This window comes from Bacteroides sp. AM37-9 (assembly GCF_003603455.1).
In the GTDB taxonomy this organism is placed as follows: domain Bacteria; phylum Bacteroidota; class Bacteroidia; order Bacteroidales; family Bacteroidaceae; genus Bacteroides; species Bacteroides xylanisolvens.
In genome coordinates this window covers 103,485-122,234 of record NZ_QTNF01000017.1, presented here as the reverse complement: position 1 = coordinate 122,234, position 18,750 = coordinate 103,485, and the positions used below count along the sequence as shown (strand labels likewise).

At 34.6% G+C, this 18,750-nt stretch carries 31 protein-coding genes and 5 tRNA genes; 6 read left to right on the top strand and 30 right to left on the bottom strand.

Translation table 11 applies throughout. From position 1 onward, the window contains the following. Positions 1 to 400 precede the first annotated feature (400 nt). From DW862_RS13825 to DW862_RS13750, 14 genes are all read right to left on the bottom strand, one after another. A complete protein-coding gene (locus DW862_RS13825; protein ID WP_130061552.1) occupies positions 401 to 667 on the bottom strand; it encodes a hypothetical protein in 267 nt (88 codons plus the stop codon). Positions 668 to 758: 91 nt separating this feature from the next. Then, positions 759 to 1,475, bottom strand: a complete 717-nt coding sequence (locus tag DW862_RS13820) for a DUF2829 domain-containing protein (protein WP_117615083.1) — start codon at positions 1,473 to 1,475, stop codon at positions 759 to 761. Positions 1,476 to 1,479: 4 nt separating this feature from the next. Further along, on the bottom strand, positions 1,480 to 2,025 hold the full coding sequence (locus DW862_RS13815) for an adenylyltransferase/cytidyltransferase family protein (RefSeq protein WP_117615082.1): 546 nt from the start codon (positions 2,023 to 2,025) through the stop codon (positions 1,480 to 1,482). Positions 2,026 to 2,451: 426 nt separating this feature from the next. Next, positions 2,452 to 2,522: transfer RNA gene (locus DW862_RS13810), tRNA-Cys, on the bottom strand. 85 nt (positions 2,523 to 2,607) lie between these two features. Further along, positions 2,608 to 2,679: transfer RNA gene (locus DW862_RS13805), tRNA-Asn, on the bottom strand. Positions 2,680 to 2,892: 213 nt separating this feature from the next. Next, positions 2,893 to 2,964 (bottom strand) — tRNA-Glu (locus tag DW862_RS13800). Between the two features lie 365 nt (positions 2,965 to 3,329). Next, the gene (locus tag DW862_RS13795) at positions 3,330 to 4,121 is read right to left on the bottom strand and encodes a hypothetical protein (RefSeq protein WP_008647686.1); all 792 of its coding nucleotides are present in this window, start codon (positions 4,119 to 4,121) and stop codon (positions 3,330 to 3,332) included. A 206-nt stretch (positions 4,122 to 4,327) separates the two neighbouring features. Continuing rightward, positions 4,328 to 4,413: transfer RNA gene (locus tag DW862_RS13790), tRNA-Leu, on the bottom strand. Between the two features lie 9 nt (positions 4,414 to 4,422). Further along, positions 4,423 to 4,638 (bottom strand): hypothetical protein, encoded by a 216-nt coding sequence (locus DW862_RS25955; protein WP_118391696.1) that lies wholly within the window; start codon positions 4,636 to 4,638, stop codon positions 4,423 to 4,425. A gap of 24 nt (positions 4,639 to 4,662) precedes the next feature. Further along, positions 4,663 to 4,736, bottom strand: a tRNA-Met gene (locus DW862_RS13780). A gap of 285 nt (positions 4,737 to 5,021) precedes the next feature. Next, positions 5,022 to 5,420 carry a ribonuclease H gene (locus DW862_RS13775; RefSeq protein ID WP_008647689.1) on the bottom strand — a complete coding sequence of 133 codons (399 nt, stop codon included), beginning with the start codon at positions 5,418 to 5,420 and terminating at the stop codon, positions 5,022 to 5,024. Between the two features lie 202 nt (positions 5,421 to 5,622). Further along, the gene (locus DW862_RS13765) at positions 5,623 to 6,150 is read right to left on the bottom strand and encodes a hypothetical protein (protein WP_008647695.1); all 528 of its coding nucleotides are present in this window, start codon (positions 6,148 to 6,150) and stop codon (positions 5,623 to 5,625) included. A gap of 227 nt (positions 6,151 to 6,377) precedes the next feature. Next, positions 6,378 to 6,695: a DNA mismatch repair protein MutS gene (locus tag DW862_RS13760; protein WP_008768625.1), complete on the bottom strand. Its 318-nt coding sequence runs from the start codon at positions 6,693 to 6,695 to the stop codon at positions 6,378 to 6,380. 362 nt (positions 6,696 to 7,057) lie between these two features. Beyond that, positions 7,058 to 7,381: a hypothetical protein gene (locus DW862_RS13750; protein ID WP_120068821.1), complete on the bottom strand. Its 324-nt coding sequence runs from the start codon at positions 7,379 to 7,381 to the stop codon at positions 7,058 to 7,060. Positions 7,382 to 7,435: 54 nt separating this feature from the next. Here DW862_RS13750 and DW862_RS25950 point away from each other — a divergent pair, with 54 nt between their 5' ends. Together DW862_RS25950 and DW862_RS25945 are read left to right on the top strand one after the other, a co-directional pair. Further along, positions 7,436 to 7,600, top strand: a complete 165-nt coding sequence (locus DW862_RS25950) for a hypothetical protein (protein ID WP_165861920.1) — start codon at positions 7,436 to 7,438, stop codon at positions 7,598 to 7,600. 180 nt (positions 7,601 to 7,780) lie between these two features. Beyond that, entirely contained in the window at positions 7,781 to 7,954 is a 174-nt protein-coding gene (locus tag DW862_RS25945; protein WP_155520371.1) for a hypothetical protein, read from the top strand. Positions 7,955 to 8,102: 148 nt separating this feature from the next. Here DW862_RS25945 and DW862_RS13745 read toward each other — a convergent pair whose 3' ends face one another. Next, positions 8,103 to 8,447, bottom strand: a complete 345-nt coding sequence (locus DW862_RS13745) for a hypothetical protein (protein WP_120068818.1) — start codon at positions 8,445 to 8,447, stop codon at positions 8,103 to 8,105. Positions 8,448 to 8,587: 140 nt separating this feature from the next. On the opposite strand from DW862_RS13745, the gene DW862_RS13740 reads away from it, so the two are divergent. Next, a complete protein-coding gene (locus DW862_RS13740; protein WP_032555595.1) occupies positions 8,588 to 8,836 on the top strand; it encodes a hypothetical protein in 249 nt (82 codons plus the stop codon). On the opposite strand, the gene DW862_RS13735 is transcribed toward DW862_RS13740, so the two are convergent. Continuing rightward, on the bottom strand, positions 8,833 to 9,204 hold the full coding sequence (locus DW862_RS13735; RefSeq protein ID WP_032555593.1) for a hypothetical protein: 372 nt from the start codon (positions 9,202 to 9,204) through the stop codon (positions 8,833 to 8,835). The genes DW862_RS13740 and DW862_RS13735 overlap by 4 nt on opposite strands. Positions 9,205 to 9,336: 132 nt before the next feature. Here DW862_RS13735 and DW862_RS13730 point away from each other — a divergent pair, with 132 nt between their 5' ends. After that, positions 9,337 to 10,485 carry a hypothetical protein gene (locus tag DW862_RS13730; RefSeq protein WP_050486466.1) on the top strand — a complete coding sequence of 383 codons (1,149 nt, stop codon included), beginning with the start codon at positions 9,337 to 9,339 and terminating at the stop codon, positions 10,483 to 10,485. A 329-nt stretch (positions 10,486 to 10,814) separates the two neighbouring features. Here DW862_RS13730 and DW862_RS13720 read toward each other — a convergent pair whose 3' ends face one another. After that, positions 10,815 to 11,228 carry a helix-turn-helix domain-containing protein gene (locus tag DW862_RS13720; protein ID WP_050486465.1) on the bottom strand — a complete coding sequence of 138 codons (414 nt, stop codon included), beginning with the start codon at positions 11,226 to 11,228 and terminating at the stop codon, positions 10,815 to 10,817. Positions 11,229 to 11,288: 60 nt separating this feature from the next. Next, positions 11,289 to 11,528: a hypothetical protein gene (locus DW862_RS13715; RefSeq protein WP_032846211.1), complete on the bottom strand. Its 240-nt coding sequence runs from the start codon at positions 11,526 to 11,528 to the stop codon at positions 11,289 to 11,291. A 110-nt stretch (positions 11,529 to 11,638) separates the two neighbouring features. Between DW862_RS13715 and DW862_RS13710 the strand changes: the two genes are divergently transcribed. Next, entirely contained in the window at positions 11,639 to 12,085 is a 447-nt protein-coding gene (locus DW862_RS13710) for a hypothetical protein (RefSeq protein WP_032555589.1), read from the top strand. Positions 12,086 to 12,190: 105 nt separating this feature from the next. Here DW862_RS13710 and DW862_RS13705 read toward each other — a convergent pair whose 3' ends face one another. The 6 genes from DW862_RS13705 to DW862_RS13670 all read right to left on the bottom strand — a co-directional run bounded on the left by DW862_RS13705 (position 12,191) and on the right by DW862_RS13670 (position 14,543). Beyond that, the gene (locus DW862_RS13705) at positions 12,191 to 12,616 is read right to left on the bottom strand and encodes a hypothetical protein (protein WP_120068815.1); all 426 of its coding nucleotides are present in this window, start codon (positions 12,614 to 12,616) and stop codon (positions 12,191 to 12,193) included. A 7-nt stretch (positions 12,617 to 12,623) separates the two neighbouring features. Then, the gene (locus DW862_RS13700) at positions 12,624 to 12,803 is read right to left on the bottom strand and encodes a hypothetical protein (protein WP_032846337.1); all 180 of its coding nucleotides are present in this window, start codon (positions 12,801 to 12,803) and stop codon (positions 12,624 to 12,626) included. Continuing rightward, complete coding sequence (locus DW862_RS13695) at positions 12,800 to 13,000, bottom strand: hypothetical protein (RefSeq protein WP_032846339.1); 201 nt, start codon at positions 12,998 to 13,000, stop codon at positions 12,800 to 12,802. The genes DW862_RS13700 and DW862_RS13695 overlap by 4 nt, the downstream gene beginning before the upstream one ends. Positions 13,001 to 13,385: 385 nt before the next feature. Then, entirely contained in the window at positions 13,386 to 13,775 is a 390-nt protein-coding gene (locus DW862_RS13685) for a hypothetical protein (RefSeq protein WP_008768617.1), read from the bottom strand. 251 nt (positions 13,776 to 14,026) lie between these two features. Continuing rightward, a complete protein-coding gene (locus DW862_RS13675) occupies positions 14,027 to 14,212 on the bottom strand; it encodes a hypothetical protein (RefSeq protein WP_032555586.1) in 186 nt (61 codons plus the stop codon). A gap of 19 nt (positions 14,213 to 14,231) precedes the next feature. Beyond that, the gene (locus DW862_RS13670; protein ID WP_032846348.1) at positions 14,232 to 14,543 is read right to left on the bottom strand and encodes a hypothetical protein; all 312 of its coding nucleotides are present in this window, start codon (positions 14,541 to 14,543) and stop codon (positions 14,232 to 14,234) included. Between the two features lie 136 nt (positions 14,544 to 14,679). Here DW862_RS13670 and DW862_RS13665 point away from each other — a divergent pair, with 136 nt between their 5' ends. After that, on the top strand, positions 14,680 to 14,898 hold the full coding sequence (locus DW862_RS13665; RefSeq protein ID WP_133304326.1) for a hypothetical protein: 219 nt from the start codon (positions 14,680 to 14,682) through the stop codon (positions 14,896 to 14,898). 52 nt (positions 14,899 to 14,950) lie between these two features. Here DW862_RS13665 and DW862_RS13660 read toward each other — a convergent pair whose 3' ends face one another. Genes DW862_RS13660 through DW862_RS13640 form a run of 6 tightly spaced genes read right to left on the bottom strand, consistent with a single transcriptional unit; the run spans position 14,951 to position 18,746 of the window. Then, positions 14,951 to 15,319 (bottom strand): hypothetical protein, encoded by a 369-nt coding sequence (locus DW862_RS13660; protein WP_133304325.1) that lies wholly within the window; start codon positions 15,317 to 15,319, stop codon positions 14,951 to 14,953. 30 nt (positions 15,320 to 15,349) lie between these two features. Continuing rightward, positions 15,350 to 16,045, bottom strand: a complete 696-nt coding sequence (locus tag DW862_RS13655) for a class I SAM-dependent methyltransferase (protein WP_032846354.1) — start codon at positions 16,043 to 16,045, stop codon at positions 15,350 to 15,352. Positions 16,046 to 16,065: 20 nt separating this feature from the next. After that, a complete protein-coding gene (locus DW862_RS25940) occupies positions 16,066 to 16,242 on the bottom strand; it encodes a hypothetical protein (protein ID WP_165861919.1) in 177 nt (58 codons plus the stop codon). Positions 16,243 to 16,251: 9 nt separating this feature from the next. Next, positions 16,252 to 16,470 (bottom strand): hypothetical protein, encoded by a 219-nt coding sequence (locus DW862_RS13650; protein ID WP_032846355.1) that lies wholly within the window; start codon positions 16,468 to 16,470, stop codon positions 16,252 to 16,254. A 15-nt stretch (positions 16,471 to 16,485) separates the two neighbouring features. Further along, positions 16,486 to 18,123, bottom strand: a complete 1,638-nt coding sequence (locus DW862_RS13645; RefSeq protein WP_032846357.1) for a DNA cytosine methyltransferase — start codon at positions 18,121 to 18,123, stop codon at positions 16,486 to 16,488. Further along, positions 18,120 to 18,746, bottom strand: a complete 627-nt coding sequence (locus tag DW862_RS13640) for a hypothetical protein (RefSeq protein ID WP_008647745.1) — start codon at positions 18,744 to 18,746, stop codon at positions 18,120 to 18,122. The genes DW862_RS13645 and DW862_RS13640 overlap by 4 nt, the downstream gene beginning before the upstream one ends. Positions 18,747 to 18,750: the final 4 nt, after the last annotated feature.

Sequence of the window (18,750 nt, the reverse complement as noted above, 5' to 3'; positions counted from 1 at the left end):
TTTTCATGATGCAAAAATAAGAATTTTAACGCAATCCCCCAAGGTTTCAGACTGAGCCCTTATTATCATTCAAGTATTGATATACAAAAAAAGAGGCAACCTTAGTTACCTCTTTTTAGTACACCCTCAGGGGGTAAAATTGATGTTGATAGTCAGATAATTACACATTTGGTATCATTTTAGTATCACATCCCAATATTTCAATTCATCTACATTACCAACCATAGGTTAATAAATGTAGGATAGACTCACTTGTTTATAGTACAAAGATAATTCATTATGAGAATAAATCTATGTCTTTATTGGATTTTATTTCTTTTTATTCATAGCTCTCCTTTCAGCTCAATTTTTATATGGACTATGAATCTCAGAATATGTGTTTCGAGAAACTTCTAACATACTACAACTCCATCTCAGGAAATGGTAATATCCCAATTCCAGGTACATATAAACGCTTTAAATTATTATAGATATATTGTTTTGCTTCTTGACGAACTGTTGCATCACAAACGAGATGTTCATTTACAAACTGTGATAGCTCATCACATAATAAATTATAGTAGAAATGACATTCAGGTGTATACGCTCTGAACTCAAAATCGTTCATTTCTTTGACCATTTGTTTTACTATTTCAATGCTACTTTTTGTTGTTTTTAATATAATCATAATTAACGTCTTTATATCCAACTTATAATCATTGACAAACAAAAGAGCTTTTTGCAGAAAAAATTGCTGTTTCTATATGATTGAAACTTCATTATTGAACAATCTCCCAGTCTTCTGCAAACACGTCACTGATAGACGGAATCCATGAATCAGCACGACCAATATTCTCGTTGTAGATAAGGCATTGGCTTGTATAGTTAATGAAACCCTTGCCTTTCAGAATAAGGTCCTTTGCCGATTGAGGAAGTGACTGCATCTTCGGAACAATATCGCTTTCGATGTGTGCCGGGACTTGCTTGATGACCCACAATCCCTTTCCATTCCAACATTTTCTACGAATAGCAAGACCAAATTTCAACGCTTCGATTGCAACTCCGAAAGACATCTGGTTAAACGGAGCATTAGGAGCGCCATCAAGACATCCAATACGACATTCAAGTGTTTTCACGTAATTACCCATCACTACTTGCTGTAAGCGTAACAAGAATTTTTGGTAGTTGTCTGTTACCACTTCATCCATCTTTCTAGAATCAATGAAAGCAACAAGTTTATCCAACCTGTCATACAAGTCTTTCATTTCAATATGCAAACGGTCAAGAAAGGTGTCTGCACACTTGTATGATTTCTCAAACGCTTTGGCAGGCGACCAATTTTCGTAACCATCTTCGTATTTAACACGATAACCTTGCTCGGTTTCTTTATGGTTTTCAATGTCCTTACCATAGGGGGTTCTACCCGTTTCTTGAACGAAGTCGCCCAATGTCATAGGCTCGGCTTCAATCTGTTTTGTTCCAATGTACTTTTTCATATTTTTATTTGAAAACGTTTAAAAATGCCTTAATTGTCTGGCGCATATCATACACGCACTGTGGGACCACATCATTTTCTGGAAGGCTATCAGCAAGTATCATATCACGCACCATAGTTGCTGACACACCATCTTCACAAGTGTTTCTGGCAAGTAAAGATAGAGACACGTTATTCCTTAAAAGAAATCCTGGAAACCAAGAAGTGATGGTCTCAAATCCATCAGAGTAATAGATGGTGAAATCAGACTGGTTGATTTTGCTAACAATAAACGAATAAAGATAAAAACCCCAATCGTGACTGTTGTCAGATTCATCAGAAAGGTCAGCAAGCTCAACAATCTTCGTTTTTTCGTGAAGAGAATGGTCTTTAATCGCCTTTTCAACAAGTTGTTTTCGGATAGTCCAAGGTATCGGGTTCCGTTTTGAGAGTTTGTCTATTGAGCCAATAATAACTAAAACTTGCTCATTCTCATCACAAGCCTTCTTTATCAGCTGTAGGTGTCCATTGTGTATAGGCTGGAACCGAGCCAGTATTACTCCAGTTTTCATAATTACTATTTTTATCGAAAATAATTAGTTACTACTTCCATTTCCGGACACTTTAAGTTGATTGTTCACAACTCTATTAGGATAATTTGTTGAGGAAGCAGGGAGAATCGAAGACCCAGCCACTTTATAGCAGGACATTAACAGTGTGTTACTTTCATTCACCCATACTTCCTTTACAAATGACAGCTTTTTGAGCAAAATATTTACCTTTGCAAGCAATATGACTAAACCTACGGGTAAAGAATCATTTTAGCCAAGAGCGAAGAGACAATATAGTTGCAATCTGTGTTGTCCTTCAGACAGTTATAGCTGTCATATCTCTTTTGATTCAACTTTGCGAATAGCCGCTGTCATTTTGATTTCACAACCATATTAGCCCTATGGTTGTCATCTTTGGGGAGTAATTTCAACTCCCCATTTTTTATGAGGCCCATGCAGGAATCGAACCTGCGATCATGGTTTTGCAGACCATTGCCTTACCACTTGGCTAATGAACCAGAGAGCTGGAAGTTTCACAACTTCACAGCTTTGCGGAAAGAAAAATAAGCTAATCCAATAACAATCTTTTTACCTTTAAATATGCGTTCTTAGGTGGATTTGAACCACCGACCTGATGATTAACAGTCATCTGCTCTACCACTAAGCTATAAGAGCAAATGATGTCTTTATCTCCCTAACCGACCCATCCCCTTTCGGCGATGGTGGAGGAATCGAACACTCCCATAAAGACATCTAACATACCGATTCTACCAACAGCTCGGTATCACACTCCCGGACCAACGATTCCGGACAGGGCTTAGTTTACTTGTATATTGACTTGTCTCAACATAACCTGCATGTTCGTTCCCTTGTACTTCGGGCTTGTTGTACTCGGTAATGGAGTCGAACCATTCTTTTCTGCTCGAAAGGCAGATGTCCTTTCCGATAGACGAACCGAGCAAACAGCCGGATTTTTCACCGGCTTTTGGCCAAAAAGTTTTAACTTTGCAGCCGTAATGGAAATTTATTTGCTGTTGCTTGTCCTCCTTGTACGGGAAATTCGCGCCCTCGTAAAGGAAATCAAAAGACGATAAGCCGTCCGTAGGACGTAAAAACAACAATTGAGCTTTCTTGCCATTTGGAATGTGAAATACGATCGGTTCACAGGCATTCAAGCATTTTACATAATTTCCATCCAGAGGAATAAAGGGGTGCAAAACATTTTTCCAAGATGTTTCTTAACAACCCATGCAGCCATCCCAGCGAAACCAAAGTTGGAAACTACATGGATCGCACCCCTCCTCTTTCCAATTTATTTATGAGTTTTAATTCGTCATCTTCAGAAATTCTGGAATTACCCCATACAGCGGTGTTTTTCCGTCCCATTTATCAATAAACTGTTTATATAGAATTTCTTTAGTTAACCCTTTCGATGTGATAAGAGCCTGTTCGGTTTTTAATCTTTCCAGTTCGTTTTGCTTTTTCTGCTCTTCGATTTTCTGATCAATAACGGAAATATTAGTGTTAACCTCGTTTCTATTATCAATCTTTTCCCGGACTCGATCGCTAAATTCTAATTGGGCTGAAAATGACTTCAGGTCCAATCCTCTATCTTTAAATTCCGCCCTAACAATATCCTCCAGCTTCTTCTCAAAAGCTAAAGAACCCCCATCAGCCATAAGTGTATCTGTTTTATATTTCCGGCTTTCTTCTTTAATAAGGTCGTAAATACGTGGTTCCAGAATATTGTCTTCCAAAGATCTCATAAATCCATCTCCGTTTCCGATATGTTTATTATCAAAAACAACGTCAATTGCCTTGTCTTTGATAACTCTATATGAGTATAACGGAGTAGCATTGAACTCTGTATTGTCAGCAGCTTTTAGGGTAACTGATTTCTGAAATCCTCCACGCTGTTCAAACAATGGCACCTGAAACAACTCTGTTCCCCATTCCCATGTGGAAACTTTTCCGGATACAATCTTAAAATCTTCTTTACCTTCCTTACCATAATTCTCCATAAGGACACCGGCATAGTTAGGAGCAACACGCTCACAAGATGAAAAAATCACTGTTGCCATAAGAGCAACCAACATAAACTTAATCTTCGTTTTCATGTTTTTTGATAATTAATTTAATGATGTTAATAACTGGATAGCAAACCCCAAAACATATAGCAATTCCCAACCAAGCGTCAACATGATTGAATACTCTATTGCCTATGAATAAGACCGCTATCATAAAAAAGAATTGTTCTATATACTTTTTCATCGCATATTAAGTTTGGTATATTTCAAAGAACTCTTATTGACTTATGTCATTGTGCCGCAAACAGGAGTCGAACCTGCATTATCCATTCGGACAAATGGATTTTAAGTCCATCGTGTCTACCAATTCCACCATTGCGGCATCATCTTATCAAGCCTTAAAGAACAAAGAAAAAATCCGGATAAAGAATGAGTTTCGGGTTTTCATCTTCTCCAACTCTTTATTGTCTTTTCTCAATTTCTTAATGTCTGCTTTATTGGAAGACACGTGTGTTTTAGCTCTCGTATTCAACTCCACTAAGGACTGAACCAATTGTCTCAAATTGGCAATAATATTTGCCCTTTCAGATATGATTTGCTCTTTCATACTATAATTAATTTAATTAGTTAGTGGCGGAGAGCCGGACTCGAACCGGCGACCTCTTGGTTATGAGCCAAGCGAGCTACCAACTGCTCCATCCCGCTATGTAACGGCTATTTATGACTAAGTATCTTAACAGCCGTTAGTTGACAGAATTTTGAAAAACTGTCCTACTTTGAAAGATTCTTCTTACCTTTGCGAATATATGCCAATCGCATGGGTGCTGATTGCCTTTACAATGAGAAAATGCCTACGAATAAGAGTGGATTTCGATGTAGCAGCATCGTTAAAATCTATCGCTGACATTATCTGGGCTTTCAGAGGAAGAAAGACTTCCAACAAATGATGATTTGTATATCTCAATCCTCCAGTTCTCTTGCTGGAGGGTTTTATTTGTTTCCAAAATCAGCAGGGGTCTCACCCCATTCTTTGTTGTTCCAGTGTCGGACTTCAATTGTATCAACATCCCATGCAAGAGTTTTAAGAAATATCTCGGCTTTCTGAAGTTCTTTGCATTTCTTCTTGGATGCTGTTTTTTTGTTTTGAAACCAAGCTATTGCTGTTATACTATCTGTATAGATAATTCTGGGAGAATAATCATTTTCTATGATATATTTTGCCGCTTCAACAACGCCTAAGAACTCACCAATATTCACCGTTTTATTACCCAGGTTCTGATAAAAGATCCGCTTACCGGTCCGTAAATCTATCCCCTGAAACTCTGTTATTTTATTTTTCGTGGAATGAGCTGCGTCTGTAGCTATTCCCTCTACTGGAATTTCTATCATATTCTACCAATATTGAGCGGGTGTGGGAATAAGAGCCACAGTACCATTTATCATTACCGGTTTCATTTCTACTGTCGAATTAACCCAAAATTTACAAGGCCACTCTCCTTCTACTTTAGCAAGATTAACAGTGCTATAATATGAAGCACGTCCTTGTGCTTTTATACAAGCCTTTTTTCTTTTTCTCGGCAGTTTAGGTTTTCTACTTTTTGAGAACTTTTTTTGCTGCGACATAATGACCATCGTTCTGGAATGCGGTTAATACAATGTTTGCTGACTTACAGAAATCATCAATTACCAGCAGTAGATTCTTGATGTCTTTACGTTTTGACAGTTCCTCTACAACCCCATCAATAGTACGAACAGAATCTTTGACACCATCCAGCGGATCGTATTTGATTGTCTTGTTTCCGAACTTTACTTCCACTAAATACACAGCATTCTTTACGACTGTAGAAGTAATCTTTGCATCAAAAGCATGTGGTTCCGCTGCTACAACGATGTATCCAGCCTTTTCATTTTTCATAGGAACCATTTGTACATCATAAAGCACATTCGGCTCAATAATTGGCTCTAGCTCATGTGTTACAATACATACTTTTTTAGGACCCTTTGCGTCTTCTCTAACGCCCTTAATGTAACCGGTTTTAGTATTGATAGAAACAAATCCTACCCATGACTCTGTACGGTCTGACTTAATAAATTTCAATTTTGTTTTTATCTTATCCATATTCCTATGATTTTTGTTTACATATAAAAGCCTCACCAACTATTTTGTTAAGATGGTGAGGCAAAGGTACGACTTTGTTTTAAATTATGACATCAATTTATTAATTATTTTATATTTAATCAACTGTCACACAACAAATTAGCTATATATAAAACTAAATATAATACTTAATATAATTGACTATATTACAGATATTTACAAAAATCACTATTAGTATATCGAAAATGTCAATAATCAGCTTCAATATCATCCAAAATTTGTTTCACTTTTGGTATTGCGAATACCCCATTTTCATCTCGATATTCTATAGTCTTAACCGAGATACCAATCTGTACAAGGAACAACAAGGTGTTTTCAAGTTCATAATCCGGGAAACTACAGAATTTCACGCCTTCTTGCAGATATACTGGGAGATTCAGTACTGCCCCCAGTTGAATAGCATCATCTTCATAAGCCTCAAAATGAGATTGGATATGAAATAATACTAAACCATGTGCGTAGTCATTCTTATAGAACTTATACGCTTCAATGTACAGATTGTCCATAATTTATAATTTTATTTGTTTAGAAATACACTTATCGCATATACCATCGTTCCGCATGTATTTGACTTTCGATAACTGGAGTCCACATTGCCTACAATAATATACGCGCTTGGGTTTAACTTTTATCGCATATAAAATTTTACGTTTATTGACATCATATATACCAGAAAGTTTCTCAAGTATCTGGTTATGTGTGAATTTGTTTGTTTTCATCAATTTCCAATAATCATATCGGATTAACTTATCTCTTGCTTCTTTCTGATTCAACAAGCCATTGTCTCTCAATGCAATAATATAAGGATATGGAATATTGGTTATATCCGAAATCTTTTGAGCATACAAGTCATAAATCTGTGCATCACTCATTTCTTTATCACTATTTTAGTTTGAAGGATTATAGATTTGGAGTCTTCAATATCGCGTATAAGATTGAATGAATCTTCCAATAGGGCCAACATAACACGATTACTTTCTTCATGTGTCATTTTTTCCCAGTCAATTTCTAATTGTTTAGCTATTTCTTTCGCTAGCTCATAAAACTTATTTGTCTTCGGAATATCCGTGATATCATATATTTCGTTTTGCTTTTGACCGAACAATAAACGGCTTAACTCATAATAACGAAAAAACGCCTCCAAAGTCTTCTTCTTATCTGGAGGCGCAATAGATAATTTGTTTTTTGTCATATTTATAAATGATTATATACGATTATCAACGATTTATGTAATTTTGCAACCAACATGGTAAGATTAGTCATGTTGGTTGCCCTTTTAGTAGCAAACCTTGTCGATGCACCTGGAATATCATGGATCAATTATGCTATTCTGGTTTATGATATTATTTCAGCCGCCATCGCAAGGTTTGCAGGACTAACCAAAAGGAGTCAGAAAGACTCTGCAAATTGATGAATTTTATCTGTATGGCTGGAGAACATATCTCCGACCTTTTTTAAGTAATAGTTGGAACTGGATGGGATTAGTTTAGAAAACCAAGTACATTTTGGGAAAATTAATTGGCTACAATTGTATTCAATTATCAATAAATAGCAGTATCTTTGCTGAAACGATTAATAAATATTTATCATTATGAATATAGAAATTGGAGACAGCGTAAAAATTGTCAATGCCATTGATCCTATAAAGATGGTTGTTATAGATAAAATAGACAATGAACATTTAACCGCAGTGTACTGGAGTCATACCCAAGGAGCATATCTTACAATAACAGGAAATATAAATGCTTTCGTAAAAATTGACTAACAAGCCCATTGCTTTTTATAATAAAATATAGGAACACACAAAAAACGTATCTCGACAACAATATACGAAGAATCAGTGTCCCTATATTTTTTTGCTTCAATAATAGCTTTCATATAACAAAATTTTATTCAATAATAATATTATAATTTTAGCGTTGGTCCATATAGGCTAGTTCAACAAGGTCCCAAACCTTATCTGCTAAATATACTTCTATCAGCCTTACTTCATTTGCTATATTCGCATCATTAAGGGGGTATTTCCCCTTACATGATTGTTTTCCACGTAACCTTTCCAGAACATCCATATCAACAGTTACCTTGAAAAGTTTAGGAGCTTTTTTATTCTCTTCTTCTATTTGAGGAATAATCTCAGTAATAAAATCAAAGGATGTCTTCTGCTTATCCAATATGAACTCTACCAAACGGTCGGTATTGTGTAAGGCATATCTACTTTTTAATGCCAAAAATAATTTTGCATTTTTAGGCTCTTCCATATTCTTTATCGTTTTCTATAGAATAGAATGAAAAAAGGGGAATGGTTATGTTATTGGATTTATTTTGAAAAATTTATTAACCACAATTGTGCTCAATTATCAATGATTTTATATATTTGTGATTAAAAACAATTAATACTATGAACATAAAAGAAAAAGAGCAAATTGAATTGTTAAGTAAAGTTATTGGAAGACGAATCAACCATGAAAACGACTCTTATATCGCAACACGTATTTGGGATGGGTGTTGCACCTATCTTTCTGCCAATAGACAACTTTTTTCAACTTTCAAGAACGGTATTCCCGAATATCATGTAGAAGAAGCTATAAAAGTTGTAATAATGTATATCAACGACCGACATAAACCTGCTTTCTATCCAGAAGACTAACGCACAGAAGAAGCCTGCATCGCAAAAGCAAGCACCTCTCCTGCAAAATTATTTATTACATTTAGAGCGTAATTTTTCCAATGTTCAGAAATTTGTACCCCATATTCCTCTTCCAATTTCTGAACATTGGAAGGATTAAATTCTATATTTATGAGTTTTGATAAATGCACGCACTTATCCTCGATTTCTGCCAGTACGTCATATACATTCTCAACTGTTGCTTTATCATCTAATACCAATTCCTGAATATTATCTGCTGCCCATATAACGGGGTATCTTTTATGCAACGCCAATGAAAGTTTTCTTTCTAAAGAAGTTGAATGTATATCTATATTGTTACTTTCGTTTGTATGCAACTCTTTTTCCATACTATCTTCTTAAAATTGTTTTCTATAGAATAGGAAAGATAAAAGAGAAATGGTTATTATTTTCGATTATTACCTTAGAGTGAAAATGAATATTTTTGTAGATTTGTAAATACATTGCTAAATATCAGAAATATGAAAAAACGAATTGCAACTCCATTCCTATCCCATGAAGAATGGACATCTTCAATCAAAGAGGATTATAACTACATAAAAAAACATTTTAAACATCCTGAAAGATTACATATAGAATACTCTAAATATTTTGGTTTCCACCTTAATATGTTGTTTAGAGATATGCGTAACAATTTTTTTAATAACTTAAAAACTAATTTTAAAAAAGTTCCTCACTGGATGATATTTCTCGAAAAGTTGTATTTTAAATATTACAATTCTGACGCAGAACCTTTTACATTATATATCATACACGATCTAATGAAATTTTCTGTTATAAGCAACAACATTGAATCTTTTTTCTACTGGTTTGAAAAATTAAAAAAATGTTCAATATTTACATATAGAGAATATAACCACTGCTATTTAAGTATAAAATTTATTTATCATTATCCAATTAATCAAGGAATTGAATTGTTAGGGGGATACTCTATTAATGACCTAAAAATATCTCAATGGGGAAAAAAACATTTAAATGAATTATTTAATGAAGTCAACAATACATTTTCAGCACGCCAAACACCATATATTTTGGACTCACTTATAAATAAAGACAATAATATAAAATGTGATTCTGAATATTCAGATACAAATATTTTATATTATCATCCAGAGAAATATGCCAATATATACAGTTTTGATTTATATTCCAATGAATTATACTATAAATATGTAATGGATTTATGTAGAGAAGCGGAAAATAATTTAAGAATTAAATACAATATGTGTAAAATAGGTGAAGGATGGGTTGAAGAAACTAATTTATATACTAAATTGTGTTCCTTTTTTCCAGAACTGGACATTATTCACCATTATAAAGCAAAATGGCTCGAAAAGCAACATATTGACATATTCATTAAAGACATTAATACAGCAATAGAATATCAAGGTGAGCAACATTATAAACCTGTTGAACGTTTTGGCGGCGCAGCTGCCTTAAAAACAAACATCAAAAGAGATAATATCAAACTTCATAAATGCCTTCAAAATAAAATAATACTAATTCGTGTTTATCCTAAATACATTTTCGATGATATAACAACCATTATAAGCCGAATAAAAGATGGAAAACATAATAAATATGTATATGATATAGGGGAACTGAACTAATTTCTTTACCTCTACACATCCACCACAAATAATTACCAATTACTATTTGACAAGAAATCATCTTTTAGATCTAAAAAACGATATACCCAAAGCATAAATAACAATACCAATTACCCCAATAGCTAAGAAAAACTTATATAGTAATTCATAATGTTCGTTATACATATAGTCCAATAAAATGGCACTGCCTGCTCCTACTATAATAACTATCGCGCTATTTCCTTTTGACAACCGTTTTTGGGGATTCTCTAATAACCCAAATGGAAACATTAGTACCAACATTATAATAATCCAAATAATAACACAAATGAACGCAACCATAGCAATTATTATTTTTCTATTTTAACTGTATAGCCCAAAACATCTACTATTTTAAGCATTGTGTCTATACTAATAATTGATTTTTTAGATTCAATTTTAACTATTGTAGAATACACAAAACCAGTTTTTTCAGCCAAAGCTCTCTGTGAAATCGCTTTTTCTTTACGAATTAATGCTAATATACTTCCTAATTCTTGTGCATCATTTGTATGATATGAATGTTGACCGTTCTCAATTACAAGAATATGCTGTAGTGCTTTAATATACGACATCATATTCCCCATTTCAAAATTGCTACTTCCTTTTTCTAAACGATATATAGCAGTAGGCATAACCCCCATTTGAAAACAAATATCTTTCATTTTAATGGTAGACTGCTTTCGTATATCTGCAATTATTTGGCAAAATTCTTGTCTATTCATGTTCTTATAGTTAATAATACAACAAAAATAAGCAATGTATTTGATATACACAAATAATACCTATTTTTTCTTTATTATTTTCTCTTCCACAAACCCAACGACCTCATCTATCTTGCTTATACAGTCCTCTATCAGGCCGATATAGTCCTGCATTTTTTCTCCTCTGGAAGACATTTGTAAGCCATCTGGGAGAGAATCGTAGGAGTCTTGTTCTTCATTTAAGATGTCCTCCAGTTCTCCCTTCGCTTCTTCCAGGGAACTAATAACATCGTTGAATCTACCTTTCCTTTCTTTGTTCATTTATTTAAATACGATTATATTCGATTATACACATTATTATTAAATTTGTAGCCAACTATGATAATGAATATCATGTTGGCTACTATTATTTGAAATAAATATTTTTAATCATGTACAAAACACCTAATAAATATTACGAAGACAACCACAAAGAAAACAGTAAACTGTCTTTTAAAGCTTTTCAGAAAAGATCAGAATTTTGGCAGGGTGTACTCGTAGCCAGCGCAAGCCTATACGGGATATTAGTTTCCCTCCATGATAATTTTCAAGAACCGCTATGTACCCGCGTGGTATTTCTTTGTCTGACAGTCGTGTTGACCATTGGTGTGAGTACAGCTGGCGTAACTTTATACAACTACGCAATTCTTCTTGAACGTCATAGGCAAGAGGTCGAGAAGGAATTATTATCTGCATTGAATAAAGATGCTCTGGTGTCGGAGGTACATACCGGTTTATCAAAGAAGGAGGAGTTCGTAGAATGGTTGGCTCTGTTTGCATTGCTAAGTACACCTTTTCTATTACTCGCATACACCATCCTAAAAATGTACGTGAATTAACCTTGTCCCTGTCTTTCCATAAAGGCATCCTCCAGTAATATTCTTCCGGGAACTTGCAGAATGGATGATAGCATGGATCATCCATAAGAGTAAAAGGCATTCTTCTCATAGCAAAAATTCTTTGCTAAAATACCCTTTTGCAATAAGCCACTTAATCATAGACACACAACTGTCAAAAGGACTGTTCTCGATAGGAGTACCGGCAAAACAATCTACGGTATATCTACATACGGAGAAGTTATATCCAGCCTCATACTTAATCAATTCTGGATGGTGAAGAACATTTGGTTTGTCGCAAGGAATCTCATAAGGAAGCAGTTCAAGTAACCGGACCAAGCTCCATGCTGGAATGTCATTGTTATCTATGTTTTCCAGTGATGGCGGACACAATTGTAGTTCCCATTCCAATGAATCAGTTTTTGATTTTGTACAGTGATATACCAAATCTGCTGTTTCAGGTTTTACACCTAACTCTATTAATTGTTGCGACTGCTCTATGCTTGTTGCAACTTGTGTTATAAACTGTGCCATATCGTTATTATTTTTTCATTAGTTCTTCTTCAAATTCGGCAATGATACAATCTGCATCACCACCATGTACCCAATTCTCTAAAACAGAAGCCAGAATTTCTATAGCTCTTTTCTTGGCATCTTCTTCACCTTGTTTGTAGGCATCCGTACCTATTCGATCTATGTCTCCTAAAAAATCATAACTCATACTTTCTCCTTCTTTACCAATTCAACTTCTGTCGGCTCTTCATCTTCCCATTTTACTTCGGGAAATAAAGATGAGTCTAGCTTGTAGAAATCATGGGGATTGTCACTACATGGTTGCCAATTTTCCTTTTTATCATGCTTCACGGGTCGTTCTCTATAAAGATACAAATCACCGTCTTTGTCTCTTGCTATATACATAATCAACAGATTTTAGCTGTTCTTTCAATTCTTCAATCATCCGTTCAAGACGATGATATTCATCTCTTCCTGCTGGATAAGACTGGTCAATACAATCACGACAAAATTCCAGACGTTTAATTTGTTGTTCCAATGTTTCATTCATATTTCTTATTATTATATTTTATTCCAGAGGACAATCACTGGGAATATCAACTTCGTCACTTTCGTAGGGTCGAAGCGCAGCAGCTACTGTCCTTTTTAATTTTTCACAGAAGAGTTTTACGTCATCGTCACAAAACCAATCATACGGATCTGGGTCCGGAAGAATTGTACAATGTGGACATTGTGTACATTTCTCGATTTCATTAACTATTGTTTTACCCATATTGTATATCAACTTTAATTAAACCAATGTTTTCAATATTCCAATCGCTTTTGCTATACTCAAAACTTCCTTCTTTGTTTTTACGGAAGCTGGAATAATTGTCCCATTTGCAGACTTAGAATAGGTCTTGCCACGACATAATTCATAATCGTAACCCATTACTTGTTTCTTACGAGAGAAACCTATACATCCATATTGCAGCGTCCATTCAGAACCACCTCCAAACGGCATATAGTTACCTTTATCATCAGACCACGAATTTTGATGACGTCTTGCATGAAAATAACGAGTACCAGGTTGATTATACAATAGCACTTCGTATGCACTATTAATTGAACGATTATGTAAATTCAATCGTTCGCAATTCAATCGTTGTTGAGTATCAATCGGTAAATCACAGAATTTCATATTTATTCTTATCTGAGTGTTGGTTTCTCGAATGTAATATTAGGCAGAAGAGAGTCGACTTTATTAGCAATTCTACAATTCCATTCTTGTTCTACATTTGATATAGCTTCCATTATCTTACCGAAAAGGCAAACTGGAATTTCATCGCAGCAGGGGTCTATAAAAGAGACACATCCTTTTTCATCTATCTTATACCGTATTAAAAGCTGTTTACGGTCATCTGTAATTCTCTTTTTACTCATTTACGATATTTAATAAGTTAAATTTCCATCTTTACTAATAGTAATCACCCCGCTCGTTACCCCAACAAAATAATACTCGGCCTTTGAGATGATGCCTTTGTTTTTCTCCAACATGTGTTCTGCTTCTATTTTATCAAAAGCGGTAACTAAGCAAAGTGTATTATCAATGCATAGTCTAAAAATAAATGTTCCCATATTAATTACTATCTTTTTATTAGTTAATTTTCACCCAAATACGAGAACCGGGTAAATCTGACTTAGCTGACATTACATGAAATGCCAACACCTTTTTCACATCTACGCGGTTCCCTTTGATTGTTCTTTTAACTTTTTCAGCACTCACAAAATAAGTGTATTCACGTTCACCATTTAGATGTTTGTTAAGAGCTTCTTTTGCGTCAGATTCCTCTTTAAAAACATCATAAGAATATGCGTTATAGGTCCGTTCTCCATCCAATTTAAATTGTAGCTGATAAAAGACTTCATTTGTTTCTTTATCAAAAGATTTTCCTATTCTTATCTTCATTTCTATACATTTATTAGTTAAAGAGCACACCCTAATAAAAATAAAGTGTCGAATTTTAAAATTATTGCTGAAATGGATGCGCCCTTTGTTTTTTATTACTACTTTTACAACTGTCGAATTTAAAAAATTATTGTTTATGAAATTAACTAGTGAAATTATCAACATCCTCAACGCAGGTGGAAGTGTAAAGATTAACTGTAAATCAAAACTAACTTCAGAACTAATCAACATTGCTATGGCTGCGTCAAAGAATAACGTAACTCTCATTTGTACCAATGCAGGATGCAAATTAACATCAGAGCTAATTAACATAGCTGCTGCTGGTAAAGGACATGTTGTTTTTGAATTAGACTAATGTTTAAAGTCAGGGCGTGCACAACTATTGCTACCTGACTTTACGTCATTTTCTATTGTGTAATCCATTTGTACAGTTTTTCGGCAACTTCAATGATGGATTCTTTATCACAGATTTTCACCGATACTTCCACACACCATCTACGCAAATCCATTTCCTGTTCTTTAGGTGTCATTGCTAAATCTTTTGTTTCTGATTTTTCTTTCATACATTCTTGTTTTTTGTTTTGTTCCTCTAATTTGCAACAATTATGTTTATCATCTTGCTTCCAACATGGAAGCCCTGAACCTGAATATAAGTCACAATAGTCACAACCGTCCCAATTTGGGCGTGCTCTACATACATTGATAATATTTTCCCTTTGTTTGTGAGAAAGAAAATAACTTCTTAATCTTTCCGCATTATTAACATTAGTTGCCATGTTCTCAAAATTTATCATTTATAGACTCTCTTATCTTCTTGTCGGTGCCGGTTTAGTTTTAAACATATACAAATCTTTACCATTATTATCAAGAAGATAATAATCCGGTTTTACTAATGTGATCCAGTAATCTGTAGGCAGCAAACGTTCGTCTCCAAAAGAAGGAGACGTGTATTGGCTAGTTGGAACATAATGAGCTTGAAACAAAACCTTATCATTGTTATATGTTGACATGATTCTTGTTATATCTACATCAGAAAAATGTTCCAAGACCCCATGTGTTACCACTACTGTAGATGATTCAAAAAACTTAGGTTCACAAATATTCTCTTTAACATAAAACAATGGGACTTTTCCTAAGTAATTATCCGTGGATATTGAGAGTGTGTTCTTGCAACATAGCTCCAACATAGGAATATTGATGTCAGAGAAGACGACTTTTGAAATTTTCTTTACATCAGAAACGCCTGTTAATCCAAAATAATTAAACAATCTCTCTCCTATTTGCGAAATAGCAAGGCTTACAGTACCTATTCCACATCCTTCCTCCTTTAAGATAAGGGGTGCTTTCAGGTCGTAGGATATTTGTTGTATATTGATAATTATTTCTTCTATAAACCGGTTATATTTTTTACAAAAGACATTCACATAACTGTCGTTACAGACACGACTTTGATAGAAATTATCCCATGTATTCACAGACTCTGTAATATTATCTTTGCTCATATCTCCTTTTGATTCTCAAATTATTCCTCATCAACATACACCTCTTTCTTATTGTCAGGCCAAGATTTACGAATCAGGGAAGTGATCTTCTTTCTTTGAAGTCTCTCGATAGCTTTTCTTTTGGCTTCGGCTTTATTATTAGCCGAAACCACTATTTCAAAAGCATCCAAGTCAATCGTCACTCGGTATTTTTTCATATCATTTTTCTATACTTTTTCCAGATCACTGCTTGCTGCAATTCCTTTTAAAACAGCTCCTCCAACTTCAACACGATAAAAGTAAGAAGGCTGAACATTGTTATCTGAATCTTCAGAAAATGACGGATACACTTTCTTTACTCGACCAATTTTCCCAACCATTGCCGGTTGCAAATCATTAGAGACAATTTTCACATTATCCCCAACATTAAATTTTAAATTTTCCATATTATTGTTGTTGAATTATGCAACCTTACGTTGCGTTGTTACTAATATTTTACATAATGCCTCACAAAGAACTCGTGCCATATTAACTTCTACGGCATTTCCTATATACTTTTTCTGTTCTGCTTTTGTTCCTATTAGCATATAATCTTCTGGGAATCCCATAATACGTTTCAACTCTGGAATCGTTAGCATTCTCATTTTTATGTCGGAAATACCATACATAGCCATGAATTCCTTTATTTTCTTCATTACATCACTATCTGTGTCATATATCTCATATACCAGTCCTCCTGGAAACATCTTAATAAAGCCAGGTAGCTCTCCCTCTCCAGATGCTTCAATCAAATATGGTGGCATCTTATCCATTCTAGCGATTAACGTAAAACAAGGTTTATCTACTGATCCACCAGCAGAATTAAATTGAGGATTCATCAAGTAATGCCATTTACGGTTTGCAGTAATTACTGGTGCCGGTTGATTTATACTTGTGCCAACATTCTTAAAATTTGTATTTAAAATCCAAGGTTTACAGCTTACAAGGCTATATTTGGGATTAACAGTAATACAACCTAGTGGTTTATCCAGCGAAGAAGGCTTACTGTTTCCGTATTGTTGGTCAATAAACACAGAAGAAATTAATGAAAATCGGTCTTTTGTTGTTACAGTTGGTGCTGGTTCATCTACAGATTTACAAAATCCATTTCCATAATGAACAGAAATAAATGCTTTTCCGGTTAGAATATTTAAACGGTTTATGCAAGCAACACCAAGTCGATTTTGAGTAGATATTACTGGACATGGATCCTCAACTCCCAGAGCATTGTACTTTCCAGCTTTACTCATTGAGTTATACTTAACCATGAAGGCATCTTTTCCACCTGCTACAAACTTAATAAGTCCTGCATAAATTCTTAATAAAGAAGAATCTACTAAAGGTGTTTTCCGACCAAATATACTTTTCCCTTCATCATCAAAGTCTAACACTTCTCGTACTGCCTTCCAGTTCTTTAATTTTGGGTCTGGCTTTTTAGAATGGGTTTGCTCTGGAAAAACAATAGGTAAACTCCCTTTCGCAAATATTCCGAAAAATCTCTTCCTAGAAGTGTAAGCCCCATAGTCTGCTGAATTTAATATTTTATGTTCAAATTTGTAGCCATAAGACCTTACGCTATCCAGCCATCTCAAATAAGATTTACCTTTATCACGACTAATGGGTTTACCGTACTCATCCAAATCTCCCCATGACATAAACTCTTCTACATTCTCAATTTGAATATAGTCTGGGTTAATAGCCTCAATATACCGAAACAAGTGCTCTGCAAGTGTTCTACTATCTGCATCTCGTGGTTGACCACCTTTAGCTTTCGAGAAATTAGTACATTCCAACGAAGCCCATAAAACTATCAATGCTTCAGGGTATTCAGCTCTGCATTTTTGTAGATGGGAAACTAAAGGAGATAAATTTAGTGTACGAATATCTTCTGTAAAATGAAGAGCGTCCGGATGATTAGCAGCATGACTTGCAATCGCATTTTTATCATGATTTACACATGCTATTACCTTAGCACATTGTTCATTCTCTAAACGGGCTTTTTCTACCCCTGTGCTGGTTCCACCGGCACCACAAAATAAATCTATATAAAGTAATTTCATTGTTTTTCCAAGTATTCTACAATATCTTCATCAGGCATATTAAAGGTATCTTCATCCAGATAGAAATAAATCTGTTCATCTACAAATTCTGCTTCTCGTGTACTCCAATTACCCATATCATCTAATAATTGTCGCGCTAACCGTTCTACAGATACAGTCACCTTTTCTTCATCAGGAGTATTTTCAAAGATTACTACCGTTTTTATTGGATAATCAGCACCATTCCAATCAATATAATCTGGATTTTGGCAAAACATCCCACGAATAATCGACCATATTTTTTCTGACTGAAAATCAGAATTTTGTATATGCCAGTAACATTCCCAGTATGTAAATCCGGCACTGCGTAGCATTTCCTGAATAACCATATCAGAGGCACCATTACTTATTGCATCTTGAAGTGCGCACCAGTACCCTTGATTGAAGTCAGTCAATTTTGGAGTTAATTCGTCGGCCTTTACTTTTACACTCCCTTTTTTATCAGAAAAAATTAGAGAAACTAATGTGTCATTTTCAACAGGATAAGAAACCGAGGTGCATATTTGCATAACTTTCTGCTCGTCACTATTTTCAGGGTGCCATATTACTTCAGCACCAATATTTATAAAATAGTATTTATTCATGTTC